Source organism: Methylobacterium sp. WL7 (genome assembly GCF_008040085.1).
Lineage (GTDB): Bacteria > Pseudomonadota > Alphaproteobacteria > Rhizobiales > Beijerinckiaceae > Methylobacterium > Methylobacterium mesophilicum.
Window position 1 is genome coordinate 105,987 of the sequence record NZ_VRVG01000002.1, and the last position, 15,014, is coordinate 121,000.

10 protein-coding genes are annotated in these 15,014 nt (G+C 71.9%); 7 read left to right on the top strand and 3 right to left on the bottom strand.

Annotated elements, in window-relative coordinates; all coding sequences use genetic code 11:
• The first annotated feature begins 16 nt into the window (after positions 1-16).
• From coaBC to FV233_RS01190, 6 genes are all read left to right on the top strand, one after another.
• On the top strand, positions 17-1,300 hold the full coding sequence (gene coaBC / locus FV233_RS01160; protein ID WP_147896386.1) for a bifunctional phosphopantothenoylcysteine decarboxylase/phosphopantothenate--cysteine ligase CoaBC: 1,284 nt from the start codon (positions 17-19) through the stop codon (positions 1,298-1,300).
• A gap of 617 nt (positions 1,301-1,917) precedes the next feature.
• Entirely contained in the window at positions 1,918-3,147 is a 1,230-nt protein-coding gene (locus tag FV233_RS01170; RefSeq protein ID WP_187278027.1) for a carbohydrate porin, read from the top strand.
• 472 nt (positions 3,148-3,619) lie between these two features.
• Entirely contained in the window at positions 3,620-5,719 is a 2,100-nt protein-coding gene (locus FV233_RS01175) for a HAMP domain-containing methyl-accepting chemotaxis protein (RefSeq protein WP_187278028.1), read from the top strand.
• Between the two features lie 107 nt (positions 5,720-5,826).
• Entirely contained in the window at positions 5,827-6,243 is a 417-nt protein-coding gene (locus FV233_RS01180) for an FKBP-type peptidyl-prolyl cis-trans isomerase (RefSeq protein ID WP_147855820.1), read from the top strand.
• Between the two features lie 35 nt (positions 6,244-6,278).
• The gene (locus FV233_RS01185; RefSeq protein WP_147896389.1) at positions 6,279-7,649 is read left to right on the top strand and encodes a Wadjet anti-phage system protein JetA family protein; all 1,371 of its coding nucleotides are present in this window, start codon (positions 6,279-6,281) and stop codon (positions 7,647-7,649) included.
• A complete protein-coding gene (locus FV233_RS01190) occupies positions 7,642-8,268 on the top strand; it encodes a DUF4194 domain-containing protein (protein ID WP_147896390.1) in 627 nt (208 codons plus the stop codon). Before FV233_RS01185 ends, FV233_RS01190 begins: the two co-directional genes overlap by 8 nt.
• Positions 8,269-8,444: 176 nt before the next feature.
• Here the strand turns inward: FV233_RS01190 and FV233_RS01195 are convergent, their stop codons facing one another.
• Positions 8,445-10,121: a methyl-accepting chemotaxis protein gene (locus tag FV233_RS01195; RefSeq protein WP_147896391.1), complete on the bottom strand. Its 1,677-nt coding sequence runs from the start codon at positions 10,119-10,121 to the stop codon at positions 8,445-8,447.
• A gap of 172 nt (positions 10,122-10,293) precedes the next feature.
• Here FV233_RS01195 and FV233_RS01200 point away from each other — a divergent pair, with 172 nt between their 5' ends.
• Positions 10,294-13,731: an SbcC/MukB-like Walker B domain-containing protein gene (locus FV233_RS01200; protein WP_147896392.1), complete on the top strand. Its 3,438-nt coding sequence runs from the start codon at positions 10,294-10,296 to the stop codon at positions 13,729-13,731.
• Positions 13,732-13,825: 94 nt separating this feature from the next.
• Here the strand turns inward: FV233_RS01200 and FV233_RS01205 are convergent, their stop codons facing one another.
• Positions 13,826-14,140, bottom strand: a complete 315-nt coding sequence (locus tag FV233_RS01205) for a hypothetical protein (protein WP_147896393.1) — start codon at positions 14,138-14,140, stop codon at positions 13,826-13,828.
• Between the two features lie 256 nt (positions 14,141-14,396).
• Complete coding sequence (locus FV233_RS01210) at positions 14,397-14,612, bottom strand: hypothetical protein (protein WP_147857535.1); 216 nt, start codon at positions 14,610-14,612, stop codon at positions 14,397-14,399.
• Positions 14,613-15,014: the final 402 nt, after the last annotated feature.

The window sequence follows — 15,014 nt, forward strand, 5'->3', positions numbered from 1 at the left end:
GCAGAGGCTTTTCGCCATGACCGAGACCCGCACGACTGAAACGCTCGCCAACCGCCGCGTCCTCCTCGTCATCGGCGGCGGCATCGCGGCCTACAAGGCCCTCGACCTGATCCGGCGCCTGCGCGAGCGGGGCGCCAGCGTCTGCCCGGTGCTGACTGCGGGCGCGCAGGAATTCGTGACGCCGCTCGCCGCCGCGGCGCTCGCGGGCGAGCGGGCCCATACCGACCTGTTCGACCGGGCCGAGGAGGCCGATATCGGCCACATCAAGCTGGCCCGACAGGCGGATGCCGTCGTGGTGGCGCCGGCCACCGCCAACCTGATGGCCCGGATGGCGGGCGGCCACGCCGCCGACCTCGCGACCACGATCCTGCTGGCCACAACCCTGCCGATCCTGATCGCGCCGGCCATGAACGTGCAGATGTGGGCGCATCCGGCGACCCGCCGCAACCGCGCCACCCTGGAGGGCGACGGGATCCGCCTCGTCGGGCCCAATGCCGGCAAGATGGCCGAGGCGGAGACCGGCCCCGGCCGCATGGCCGAGCCCAACGAGATCGCCGACGCCGTCGAGCGGATGCTGGGCGAGGCGGGCGCCGGGGCCCCGGGCCTCGGCTTCCTGTCGGGCCGCCAGGGCGCGCCCGCCCGCCCCCTTGCCGGAAAGCGGGTTCTGGTGACCTCCGGGCCGACCCACGAGCCGATCGATCCGGTGCGCTACCTCGCCAACCGGTCCTCCGGGCGCCAGGGCCACGCGATCGCGGCCGCGGCCGCCCAGGCCGGCGCCCGCGTGACGCTGGTCTCCGGGCCGGTCTCGATCCCGGATCCCGCCGGCGTCGCCGTGGTGCGGGTCGAGACCGCCCGGGACATGCTCGCGGCGGTCGAGGCCGCCCTGCCCGCCGACATCGCGATCTTCGCGGCCGCGGTGGCCGACTGGCGCCCCGAGACGGAGGCCGGCGCGAAGAAGATCAAGAAGGACGGCGCCGGCCCGGTGCCGATGCCGCTGGTCGAGAACCCCGATATCCTCGCCACCGTCGCGCGTCTGGAGGCCGGGCGCCCCCCCCTGGTGGTCGGCTTCGCCGCCGAGACCGACACGGTGCTGGACCACGCCCGGGCCAAGATCGTCCGGAAGGGCTGCGATCTGATCGTCGCCAACGACGTCTCGGCCGCGGGCGGCGTCATGGGCGGGACCGACAACACGGTCCACCTGATCCACCGCGACGGCGCGCTGGAGACCTGGCCGCGCCTCGGCAAGGACGAGGTCGCCCGCCGGCTCGTCGCGCATCTGGCCGGCCTGCTGGCGCGCTGAGCCGGCCTCGGACCCGCAGAACCGGCCGCGCGAAGCCGATTTCGCCGCGGGTGTGGCGGCGAATCCTCGCCCGTCTTGACGCCGCGCGGGCTTCCCGAAGCCCGCGCCGGAGCAAGACGCAGCGGACGAAGACCGATGCGAATGCGGTCACGGTGGGCCTTGCTGGGCGGGGATTGTCCGCCCGTCGCTCTATCGGCCGCCTCGATCTCTGTATCGATCGATGAAAGCGTATTGAAAATCGATTATCCGCCGCTCGACATTTCAAAATGATCCAAACTAAGTCTCGCTGGCGAATTCAAGGTCTCTGACGTTCCAAGATAAGTCGCCCTCAAAAGCTTGCAATCTGCGGTTTTACCAGGCTGTAACCCCATGGCGCCGAACAGAACACTGTCGGCTCGGGGGCGTTATGGATCATGGAACGTAGACTTCTTTCGGGATGGGCGGCCACTCTGCTTGTCATCGCGGCCGGTCCTCTTGTCGGAACGGCGCAGGCACAGCCTTCGGCGCCTCGAAATACGGAAGAATCGACGATCCTGCCGGATCCGAATGCGCCGCAGCGCCTCCCGCTGGATCGGCCGTCGACGCCCGCGCCGGACACCCGCCCCGCCGTCGGCTCGGTGGATCCGCGCAACGTCGGCCCGAAATTCGGCCTGCTCGGGAATCTCGGCGGCGTCCGCGACCGGCTCTGGGAACACGGGATCCTGCTCAACCTGGGCTACGTCTACGAGGGCGCCACGAACGCGGCCGGCGGGGACCGCACGCTGGCGCGCGGTGCCGCCCAGTTCGTCGCCAAGGGCCTGTTCGACTTCGAGAAGATGTTCGGCCTGGAAGGCGGGTCGGGCGTGGTCACGCTCAGCCACAGGCACGGCCGCGACCTGACCCAGGACGCGCATCTCGGCACCCAGACCAGCGTCGAGGAGATCTACGGCCGCGGCCGCATCTGGCGACTGAGCCAGTTCTGGTACGATCAGAAGTTCGGCCCGTTGGTGGACCTGAAGATCGGTCGGATGCCGTCGAGCGACGACTTCGCCGGCTTCGCCTGCGAGTTCCAGCTCAACGCCCTGTGCGGCGCCCCGACCGGCAAGATCGCCGGCAACTACATCTACAACTATCCGGTCAGCCAGTGGGCGACCCGCCTGCGGGTCGGCACGGCGGACACGGCCTACGTCCAGGTCGGCGCCTACCAGGTCAATCCGGACAACCTCGTCGACGGCTTCAGCTTCAACTTCAGCAAGGACACCGGCGCCCTGATCCTGTCCGAGGCGGGCTGGTTCCCGAAGGTCGGCGGCGCGGGCTACGCCGGCAGCTACAAGGTCGGCGGCTGGCACGAGACCAGCGGCGGCAACGACGTCTACCTAAACGACCGGCGCCTGCCCTTCCCCATGTACCGGGGACAGCCGCTGCATCACGACGGCCGGGACGGCCTGTATTTCGTCGGCGTCCAGGAGGTCTACCGCCCGGATCCCGCCAACACCGTCCGCAACGTCTCGGCCTTCGTCCGGGCCGTGGCCAGCGACCGGGACACCTCGGTCTACTCGGCCCAGGTGACGGGCGGGTTCGTCTACAAGGGCTGGTGCGCGGAGCGTCCCAACGACTGGATCGGCTTCGGCGTCGGCCAGACGACCCCGAATCCCCGGGCGGTCGAGGCCATCGCGCTGAGCAACCTGGTCGGCCGGACCAGCCGGCGGCTGCCGTGGCAGGAACGCTTCGTCGAGGCGTTCTACAGCATCGCGGTGACCGACAACGTCGTCGTCCGACCCAACATCCAGTACATCACCCGGCGGGCCACGCCGGAGCAGAAGCCCGACGTCGTGGTGTTCGGCCTGACCTCGCTGATCACCTTCTGAGTGCCCCGCCGCCCGGTTCCCGTCGCACGGCGGGCCGGGCCGACGAAGGCCTTGAACGCCCCCGCGGTGGGGAGGGGCCGGGGGTGGAGGCCGCAGGATCGCGCGGAGACGCGCCATCCGAACCACCCCCACCTCCACTTCCCCCGCCAGGGGAGGAGAGAGCCCTCGGCGCACCCTGCGTGGCCATCGTAACCCGCACGGCGGTGGCGCATCATGGAACGCCCCACCCCGGCGCGAAGATCAGTGACCCGCCGGAATGCGAGCGTAAAGACAACGTTAAACAGCTTTCAATTGAAACGAAGTCGACAAAATTCTCCGACCGATGCGGTTTCGACACGGAATAGTTCAAGCACCGATTGTCATCCAGCGACACAGTTAAGAGTGAGATCAAGAAGTTTCACGGCCGTAACATTCGACAAATGGTTCCGTATCGGACATGACCGCGCGACCGTCGGGTTTCTGGAGTTGTGCGATGATCCGCCTGCAAAATATTTCGATCCGCACGACGATGAGCGTGGTGTTCTTCGTATTGGGTCTGATCATCTTCACCTATGCGACGACCGCGCTCATCGGGGCGCGGACGGAGGCCGTCCAGGCCGAGGCGGGCATCTCGCTCGTGCGGGCGAGCCGCGCGCTGCTCCAGACCCTGTACGCGACGCGGCTGGAGCGGGGCGCCACCCTGCAGTTCCTGGCCGCCGACCAGCCGATGGATGCCGAGACCCTGTCCGGGCTCTACACGGAGCGGCAGCGGGCGGTGGCCGGCATCGCCGCGGCGACGGCTCTTGTGGGCGACCTGGATCTGCCCTCCGTCCGGGCGACGCTCGGTCAGCTCCAGGCGTCCCGCGAGCGTGTCGAGCGCCTCCGCCCCCGGGTGGATGACGCCCTGAAGGTGTCCAAGGCCCAGCGTGACGCCGCCGTCACCGCGGAGGCGCAGACGGCCCTCCTCGCCATGCTCGACACCCTGACGGCGACGACGGATGCGATCGATGCCGCGATCCCGCGCTCCGACACCGTCCTGGAGCGCGATCTCTCCCTCAAGCGCGCGGCCTGGGCGACCCGCATGGCGCTCGGCGCCATCGCGCTGCGGATCCAGACGTCCCTGTCGGCCGGGACGCCCTGGTCGCCCGCCGAGACCGTCGCGGCCGCGGAGGAGCGGGGGCGGCTCGACGCCACGTGGAAGCTCGCCGCGGAGACGGCGGCGAACCTCATGGGCCCGGTCCGGACGGCCTTCGACAAGGCGCGCACCAACAATTTCGAGGGCGCGCCCCTCGACCGGCGCATGGCCGTCTCGACCGCGCTGGCCCAGCATCAGCCGCCCGGGGTCACGCTCCAGCAGGCGCGCAAGCTCGACACCCCGGAACAGGCCACCCTGGTGGACCTCGCCTACGCCGCCCTCGACGAGATGATCGCGCGCGCCGAGACCCTGGCCCAGGAGGCGCGCGGCGTCCTGATTCGCAACGTGGCGGCGCTGGTGGTCTCCGGCCTGCTCGTGGCCCTCGGCCTCGTCGCCCTTTTCGGCTTCGTGCTGCGGCCGATCCGGACGATGACCGGGACCATGCAGGCCCTGGCCGACGGCGACGCGTCGGTCGCGGTGCCTCTGCGCGACCGCGACACCGAGGTCGGCGCGATGGCGCGGACGGTCCAGGTGTTCAAGGACAACCTGATCCGCGCCCGGGCGCTGGAGGCGGAGACCGCGCAGGCGCGCGCCGCCGCCGAGGAGCACCGCAAGGCCGGCATGCTTCAGATGGCCGAGAGCTTCGAGCGGGCGGTCGGCGGCATCATCGGCCAGGTCTCGTCCTCGGCCACCGAATTGCAGGCCACCGCACAGACCATGACCGCCACCGCCACGCAGACCGCCAGCCAATCCACCACGGTCGCGGCCGCGGCCGAGGAGGCGGCCAGCAACGTCAACACCGTGGCGGCCGCCGCCGAGGAGCTGGGCACCTCCGTGCAGGAGATCGGCCGGCAGGTCGACGGATCCGCCAAGCTGGCGCTGGGGGCGGCCGCCGAGGCCGGCCAGACCGCCGACCTGGTGCAGGAATTGAGCAGCGCCGTCGGGCGGATCGGCGACGTGGTCGGGCTGATCTCGAGCATCGCCGGGCAGACCAACCTGCTGGCCTTGAACGCGACCATCGAGGCGGCGCGCGCCGGCGAGGCCGGGCGCGGCTTCGCGGTCGTGGCCTCCGAGGTGAAGGCGCTCGCCGAGCAGACCGCCAAGGCCACCGAAGAGATCTCCGGCCAGATCGGCCGCATCCAGGCCTCCACGGGCGGGGCGGTGACGGCGATCGGCTCGATCACGGCGCGAATCCAGGAGATCAGCGGCGTGGCGACCTCGATCGCGGCGGCGGTCGAGCAGCAGGGCGCGGCCACGCAGGAGATCGTGCGCAACGTCGGCCAGGCGGCGGCGGGGACCGGCGAGGTCACCAGCAACATCGCGGGCGTCGCGAGTGCCGCCGACGAGACCGGCAAGGCGGCCGGCCAGGTGCTCGGCGCGGCGACGGAACTGTCCCGCCAGTCGGAGACGCTGACCGCCGAAGTGGCGCGGTTCCTCGACACGGTCCGGGCCGCCTGAGCCGCCGCCCCGACGGCGATCCTGCGCCTCCCTGGCCTGGACGAACCTGAGTCGATAGAAGGCCCCCCGACGGCCGGCGCGGACGGCGCCGGCTCCAGGGAGATACCATGCCTCGCCTGTCCCTCATTGCCGGAGCCGCGTTCATCGCCATGACAGCAGCCGCGAATGCCGAGATCGTCACCCTGCCCTCGGGCCTGAAGTACCAGGACGAGGTGGTGGGCACCGGGCCCGAGCCGAAGGCCGGCCAGCAGGTCACCGTGCAGTACACGGGCTGGCTCGACGAGGGCGGCCAGAAGGGCAAGAAGTTCGATTCCTCCCGCGACCGCAACCAGCCCTTCAGCTTCCCGCTGGGCGCCGGCCAAGTGATCAAGGGCTGGGATCTCGGCGTCGCCACGATGAAGACCGGGGGCAAGCGCACCCTGATCATCCCGCCGGAGCTCGGCTACGGCGCCCGGGGCGCCGGCGGCGTGATCCCGCCGAACGCCACGCTGATCTTCGACGTCGAACTCCTCGGCGCGAAGTAAGGGTTCGGCTGCGCGACGGCGAGAGTCCCGAGACAATGCTGTTCGCGCAGCTGCCCGACGAGCTGTTCAAGCCGCTGGCCTCGCCGAGCCGGGGCTTCAACGCGGCCCTGCTGCTGCACCTGCACCGGCGCGTCCTCGGGGCGGAGCCGGTGCGCAAGGCCGAGCTGCTCGCCGAGATCGGCGATTTCGCCGCCGGCTGGAGCGACCCCGAGATCCTGGGCGACGAGCCGATCTCCGCGGATCCGGCCGAACGCCGCAACGCCCTCTACCGGCGCCTCCTGGAGACCGGCTGGCTGCTCGAGCGCCGCGAGCGCTACGTCCCGGTGGCCGAGTTCGACCCGGAGGCGCGCCTCCTGCTCGAGGAGCTGTCCCGGCTGGAGCGGGGCGAGACCCGCTCCTACGGCGGCGCGGTGCTGGAGGTGCTGGGCGGCCTGGAGAGCGCCGTCTCCGATCCGGCCAACCGCTCCGAGGCCCTGTCCAACGCCGCCCGGGCGTCCGCCGCCTTCCTGGCCCATGTCCGCGGACTCGCCGCCGGCATGCGCAAGGTCGAGGAGCGGATCCTGCGCGAGCCCGACCGGGCCAAGACCTTCCGGCTGTTCTTCGAGGATTTCGTCGAACGCCACCTGATCAGCGACTACCGGACGCTGCACACCCGCTTCAACCCGTTCCGGTTCCGCGCCAGCGTGGTCCGCGAGGCCGGCCGGGCGCTGCGCGACGCCCTCACGGTGCGGGCGCTGGCCGAGGGTCAGATCCGCGAGGGCCGCAGCCCCGACCTCGATACCGCCCAGCGCGCGGTCCGGGCCGACCTCGCCCAGATCCTCTCGGTGTTCGAGGGGCTCGACAACCATCTCGACGCAGTCGATGCCGTGGTGGCCCGCCTGGAGCGGCGGATCGGCGCCGCGCTCCACGCCATGGACCGGCCGGACCCTTCGGGGATCGAGCGGGTCGCCGCGATGCTGCGCGCCGTCGGCGCCGCCGAGGTGGCGCCGGAGGTGCCGCCGGTGGTGTCGCTGCTGCGGCCGCCGATCGGCCAGGGCCACCTGCAGACGCCGCGCGCCCGCCGCAGCGCCATCGAGGTCGAACCGCTGCCGGATATCGACGACGACCCCGCGGTGGATGCCTTCGCGGCCGCCAAGGCCGAGTTCCGCCGCCGCACCACCGTGACGCCGGAGACCATGACGGCCTTCGTCGAGGCGCGGCTCGGCAAGGCCGTGTCGCTGCGCGGCTCGCAGATCACGATCGAGGGGGTCGACGACTTCGTGGTGTTCCAGCGCCTGCGCGAGATCGACGTGCTGTTCGATGCGCGGCTGCGCGACCGCTACGCGGTAGTCCGGCTGCCCGAGCGGCTGGCCAACGGCTGGCTGGACTGCCCCGATTTCCTGCTGGAGCGGCGTGCCGGTGCTTGAGGGATTTCGCGCGATCATCGACGGCGACGAGCCGCCGCCGCCCGGCGCCCGCGCCCCGGACGCCGAGGAGCTGTGCCGCGCCCTCCAGGTGATGCTCAAGGGGCAGGTGATCTACGCGGACACGCCCGGGATCGGCCGCTCCTACGAGCTGGCCCGGCACTACGCGCCGTTCTTCACCGACTACTTCGCCTGCCTGGGCTACGCGCTCACGGTCTCGCACCGCGACCAGATGGTGTCGCTGAGCCCCGCCGCCGACGCGCCCCGGCACGACATCGCCTCCGAGCGCCTGCGCAAGGACGAGACCCTGGTGCTGTTGGCGCTGCGGCTGCTCTACGAGGAGGGCCTGCGCGACAACCGCGCCGGCACCGACGGGATCGTCGCCTGCACCACCGACGAGATCGTGGAGAAGATCCGGGCCGTCGCCCGCAACGAGCCCCCGGAAGAGGGCCGCCTCGCCGACATCCTACGCCTCTACGCCCGGCGCGGGGGCCTGCGGATGGGCGAGCGCGACCGGGTCGAGCGGGTCACGCCGCTGTCGCTGCTGCCGGGCCTCGCGGTGCTGGCCTCCGACGCCTGGCTGGAGCGCCTGCGCGCGTGGTCGGATGCCGGGGAGCTCTGAGGGCGGCCCTCGGCACCGCTGGCGGATGAGCCGCGCCCGGTTCCCGGACGCCTGGACCGTCAGGGGACGCCATGTCGCTGCGCGCGGACGCGTCGCGTCGCGTCCCGCTGGGTCGCGGGCCGCTCACGCTGCCTGCGCCCGGGAAAAGGGCTCGGCGCAAACGGTAACCCGGCGTCTCAAGCCGACCGCACCGTCGCCAGGAAATGCTCGACCTCCTCGCCGAGCTGCGCCGCATGGCGGGCCATCTCGGAGGCCGAATCGAGCACCTGCCCGGCCGCTTGCCCGGTCGCCGCGGCGGCGCCGGCCACGCCGGTGACGTTGGCGGTCACCGCCTCGGTTCCGGTGGCGGCCTGGGTCACGTTGCGGACGATCTCCTGGGTCGCGGCGCCCTGCTCCTCCACGGCGGCGGCGATCGCGGTCGCCATCCCGCTGATGTCGCGGATGCGGGCCGCGATGCCGTCGATCGCCCGCACCGCCTCGCCGGTCGAGCCCTGGATCTGGCCGATCTGCGCCGCGATCTCCGCCGTGGCCCGGGCGGTCTGGGCCGCGAGCGCCTTCACCTCGGTGGCGACGACCGCGAAGCCGCGCCCCGCATCCCCGGCCCGCGCCGCCTCAATGGTGGCGTTCAGGGCCAGCAGGTTGGTCTGGTCGGCGATCGAGGAGATCAGCGACACGACCTCCCCGACCCGCTGCGCGCCCGTGCTCAGGGCCTGGACCAGCTGGGCGGTCGCGGCGGCCTCGCGGACGGCGGCCTGGGCCAGATCGGCCGATGCGCCGACCTGGCGCCCGATCTCGTCCACCGTCGAGCCCAGCTGCTCGGCCGCCACCGCCACCGTGGTCACGTTGGTGGAGGCCTGTTCGGCCGCCGCCGCCGCGCCGGTCGACTGGCCGGCGGTCTGCGCCGCCGTCGCGTTCAGGCCCTGGGCGGTGGCCTGCAACCGGGTCGCCGCCGCGGTCACCGAGCCGACGATGCCGCCGACGGCGCCCTCGAACCGGTCGGCGAGCGTCCGCGTCGCCTCCCGGCGCTGGGTCTCGGACGCGGCGCGGGCCTGGGCCGCCTCGACCTCCAGGGTGCGGGTATGCTGCAGGTTCTGCCGGAACACCGCCACGGCGGCCGACATGGCGCCGATCTCGTCCCGGCGGGCCGCGTAGGGGATTTCCGCCCGGGCGTCGCCGTCCGCCAGCCGGCGCATGGCCCGGGTCATGAGGGTGATCGGGCGCGAGACGCCGACGAAGCTGTAGAGCGTCGCCCCCAGGGCGATCAGCAGCGTGACGCCCAACATGATCACGGTCGAGCGGACCGCCTCGGCCTGGCTCTGGCGCGCGCTGCGGCCGGCCGCGTCGCCGGCCTGGATGTTCATCTCGGCCAGCGCGTGCGCGGCTCCGGCGGCGGCGACGTAATGGCCGTTCATCGTCCCGCGGAAATACGACATCGCCGCGTCGCGCTGCTCGAGGCTGAAGCCGCGCAGCCGCTCCCAGTCGTAATGCTGGACCTTGAGCTTGGCGAGGAGGTCATCGAACCGGGCCTTCTCGTCGGGCGAGGCGATCAGCGCCCGGTAGGCCTCGACCTTGGCGTTCCGCTCCCGGGTCAGCCCGTCCACTTCCTTCACGGTGAGTTGCCGCTCGGTCTCCGCCGCCGCGGTGACGAACCGGACCTGCGCGAGGCGCGACCGGATCACCAGGGCCTCGATGGCCTGCGCCTCGTTCATCGACAGCACCGCGTGATCGAGCAGCGCCGCGAGCTGGCTGTCGAGGGCGATCATCCGATGGATCGCGAATCCGCCCTGAAGCGCGGCGGCGAGGAGGAGCAGGGCGAAGAGGCCGCTCAAAGTGAGCTTCAGGCTGGCACGCATGGTTCTGATCGATCCCCCCGGGGGGACGATACAAGCGATAAATTGTCTGACAAGTTGTGAATCCCGGCGGAGGTGACAGCCCGGCGCCGGTCACGCCGAAGCTTGCATGCGCGGCCGAACCCGGCCAACTGGACCACGCAACCCTCCGACAGCGGCCCGGCCTCCCGACATCGTGTACGTCCTCACCGACATCGCCATCTCCAACTGGTACCTGATCCGGCGCGAGCAGATCCGCCTCCGGGGCGCCGCCGCCCTGGTCGGGCCGACGGGGGCCGGCAAGTCCACGATCTTCGACGCGGTCGGCACGGTGCTGGCCGGCAACAACGCCAGCCGGCTGGCGCTGAACGCCTCGGCCTCCGGGCGCAGCGCCCGCACGGTGCGCGACTATTGCCTGGGCTGGATCAGCGACCCGGCCGAGGGCGGCAGGCCCACCCGGGAATCCTGCGAGACCGTGCTGGCCCTGGTGTTCGAGAATCCGGCCTCCGGCCGCACCGTCACGGTCGGGCTGGCGCTGGCCGCCCGGGCGGTGGAGCCGCGCGAGACGGTGCTGTCCCGCTTCATAGCGGTCGGGCACCGGTTCGAGATCGCCGACTATGCCCGCACCGCCCCGGGCGGCAGCTTCACGGCGCCGTGGAGCGAGATCGCCGCGGATCTGCGCGCCCGGGCGGCGAGCTTCACCGAATACCGGACCTCCGGCGAGCGCTTCACCGCCGACATCCTGGCGACCCTGCGGGAGGGCGCGCCCTCCCCCGAGCCGCGGCACTTCCTGCGCAGCTTCTCCAACGCCGTGGCGTTCAAGCCGATCTTCGACACCAGCGCCTTCGTGCGCGCCTTCGTGCTCGACCCGGAGCCCCTGGACGTCGAGCGGGTGCGGCTCTCCATCGCCAACTGGCGCCGCCTGCTGGAGACGATCGGCGAGCTGGAGAGCCGGCTCGCCCGGCTGCGCCGCCTGCGCGACCGCTACGAGGCCTGGGGCGAGGCGGTGCTGGCCGCCGCCACGCACGAGTTCGGGGCGGCCTGCGCCGAGCTGCGCCGCCGCAGCCTCGACCTCGTCGCGGTCCGGCTGCGCCTGCGCGAGGGCGCCGACACCGTGCGGATCGCCCGGGAGCGGGTCGCGGCGAGCCGCGGCCACGTCCGGGAGATCGACGGCGAGATCGCCGAGAAGAAGGCCCTGCTCGCCGGCAGCGCCGCGGAAGGCCGGCTCGCCGCCTCGACGCTGGGCCTGTCGATGCTGGAGCGGGACCGGAAGGATCTCTCCGCCCGGATCGCCGACCTCGTCGGCCTGGTCGGCCAGATGGGCAAGCTCCAGCCGGTCGCCCCGATCCTGCGCCAGGCCTGCCCGCCGGCGGCCCGCCTCGCGGAATCCTGCGCCCGGGCCGGCCTGCGCCGGGAATCCTCACCCGACGAGATCCTGCGCCCGGACGGGCCCCTGGCGGAACTGATCGACGGGCTGGCACGCCTGCCCGAGTTCGACGAGGCGCTGGAGCGGGCGGCCGAGGATGCTGCGCTCAAGGCCCGCGCGGAGGAGAGCGAGGCCGAGCGCACCGCGCCGCGCACCGGGGGCGGCCCGGCGGCGCGCCTGTCCTCCGATACGGTGGCGTTCCGGGGCGAGCTGGCGCGGCGCGACATCGACGCTCTGCCGATCTGCGAGCTGGCCGAGATCGTCGACCCGACCTGGGGGCCCGCTCTGGAAGGCCTGCTCGGGCGCGCCCGCGAGGCCCTGGTGGTGGCGCCCGACCGGCTGAGCGAGGCGCTGGGCGTCCTGCAATCGGGCCGCGACCGGTTCCACCGCTGCATCCTGGTCAAGACCACCGACACCGCCAAGCAGCGGGCGCGCCGCTACGACGACGGCCCGCTCACCGTGATCGAGACCAGCGACCCGCATGCGGAGGCGTTTCTGGGGGTGCGGCTCGGGGGCTACGACCTGGCAAAGGACGATGCCGAACTCGCCCGCCTGTCCCGCGCCGTCGCGCCGAGCGGCCGGACCACGGCCGGCATGGCCTATTCGGTGACCCGCAGCGTCGACCTGCTGATGACCCGCGGCCATCGCGGGCCCACGGTGGACAGCCGCCGGGCGCACGAGGTCGCGGTCGCGGAGGCCCGGCGGCTGCGCGGCGAGGCGGCGGTCCTGCGCGAGGCCGCCCGCACCGCCGCCGCGGTCCGGGCCCGCATCGCGCGCGGCCTCGACGACGTCGATTCCCTCCGGGGCGAACTGGACGGGCTGGAGGGGCGGCGGCGCACGCTCCAGACCGAGCGCGAGGGCATCGAGAAGCGCGACAATGCCGGCCTCACCGCCGAGATCGCCGCGCTGACCACCGAGCGGATGGGCTACCTGCGGGAATTGTCCGAAGAGCTGGAGCCGAAGCTCGACCGCCTGCTCGCCGACGAGGCGGCGCTGCGGGCGCGCCTCGGGACCGTGCGCGAGGCCGCCCGCGCGGCGCTGGCGGCCCGGCGCTCGGCCCTGCGGCAGGCGATGGGCGGCGACGCGGCGCGGGTGCGCCTCGCCCGCTCCGAGACCTTTAACGTCGGCGTGATCGCGCAGGCGCGGGGCGCGCTCGCGGGCCTCGACGCCAAGGCCGCAGGCACGCGGGCCGCCACCGAGCGCGGACTCGCCCGGGAGTCCGCCGAGGCGGCCCGCTCGCACGGGCGCGTCGCCGAGCGCGAGCTGACCGAGGCCTGTTCGGCCTGGCGGGTCGAGAACCCGCTGAACGCCGGCGACGCCCCGGCGATCGACGGCTACGCCTGGGTCCGGAAGGAATACGAGGCCGTCGAGGGCCACGAGCTGCGCCGCTACCGCGCCCAGGCCGAGCGGGCCGAGGTCGAGATGCGCCGGCTCATGACCGAGGATCTGCTGACCCGCTTGGCCGACCGCTTCGAGCGGGTCCATGCCCGGCTCGCCGCCCTGAACGAGCGGCTCTCGGCCCGCAGCTTCACCGGCCAGACCTACGCGTTCGAGGCGGCCGTGGACCGGCGCTACGCCGCCGTCCACGCGCTCGCCACCGAGACCGCCCGCTCGCCCGAGGCCGCGCAGGCGCTGCTCGCCGGCGAGACCGAGGGGCCGATGGCGGCGGCGCTGGAGGAGATCACCGCGCTGATCGCCGGCCAGGAGGATGCGGCCCGGCTCGCCGATTACCGCAACTACTTCGTCTACGAGATCGGCATGAAGGACGCGGCCGGCAACCGCACGACGATGTCGGCGCGGGCCCTGCGCGGATCGGGGGGCGAGGCGCAGGCGCCGTTCTACGTGGCGATCGCGGCCTCGCTGGCGAGCGCCTACTATCCGGGCGACCGGCCCGGCGACGAGAATCCGGGCTTGGGCCTCTGCCTCCTCGACGAGGCGTTCTCGAAGCTTGACGTGCGCAACAGCCAGGCGCTGGTCGATCTCTACCGCGCCTGGGGATTGCAGCTGCTGATCGCCGCCCCCGAGGACAAGCGCACGACGCTGACCGAGGTGATGGACACCATCGTCACCGTCTACAAGAGCCCGGACCTGACGTCGGTGCGGATCGAGGCCGAGCACCCGTTGGAGGCGGCGCGCCGGGCGCTGCACGCGATCAACCCGGAGCAGGTCGGGATCGAGGGATTCCGCCGCTCCGACGCGGCCGAGTGAGCCGGCGGGGCACCGATCGCGATCCCCGATATCCCCGGTCTTCAGCGATGGCCGCCGTCCCTGCGTGATCGCGCGTGGCAGATTGCGCGTGCGGTCAGCGCAGGCCCGGTGTCAGGGCCATGACCGCACCGACGATCACGAGCGTCTGGAGCCCGATCGCGCCCAGCAGCACCCACTTGAGGATCTCAACCTTCGTCTCGGCGACGTCGACCCTGTTGGTGAGGCGCAGAGCCTCGATGTCCGCTTTGTTGGCGAGCCGCAGAGCTTCGATATCCGACTTGGTCGCGAGATTGCTCTGGATCGCCTCTGCGACGGCGTCGGCCAGCACTTCGGCTTGCTCCGAAGACATCGTCGCTTTGTCGCGGAGGCTGTGAACGAAGCGCAACGTATCGAACGCAACGGCGGTCACGGACGCGGCTCGCGCTTTTCAGGAGCCGGCTTACGCCGAAGGTCCTGTCTCAGGACGACATTCGAATCGTACGCCGCGCGCTGCGATACGCGGAGGATGTTGCCGGGCGCATGTCCTGTCAACGGCAGACCGGGCCGGACGCGCTCGGCTTAAATGGATCACGCTTGCCGCGGCATGACGGGGCTTTGCACCTGAAGACTTTCGCGCTCCGAAAGTTCGCGCGGCGATCTTCAAGGTGCAAAGCCGCATCGTCGTGTCAGTTCAGGTAGGTGCGGATCCAGTTCGGGGAGAGGATCTCACCCTCCTCGGTGATGATCCAGGGCTGCTTGGCCGGATCGGTCAGGGCGCCCGCGGCGGCGGCGATCGCCTCGCGCAGGGTGCCGTACCGCTCGGGCTGGGCCAGCGGGGCGGTCGCCGGGGCCGTGCGCCAGATCGTGAGATCGGCCGGGCGTTCGAGAGCTTCGGTTTCCATGATGTCGTGTCCTTCCGAACCGTTTTGGACCGTTCAGATCCCCGCCGCCCGGTCGAACCGGTGTGCCGCGGGGTCCGTGAGGCTGAGCGTCAATGCAAGCATCTCTGCGGCAGCTTTGCGATCAATTTGGGCATTACAGGTACCAGTATCTAGTCCTACTACGTAGGATTAGGTGCGGTGCCTTGTTCCATGCCCAAACCGGCCATGTCTGATCCGCCGTGAACTTGCGAGAATTGTGGCCACCGATTGATGACCATTCCGTTAGCCAATGCGCGCCAGTCTCCGAGGTGTGCCAGAACACGTCGGGGCCCCGGCGGAGACCGCGCTTCCTCCGTGTTGACGCCCCGATCCTGAACGCGCACTTAAGGCTCTGCCCGCCCCCTGCCCCGCCTCTGCCTGGAG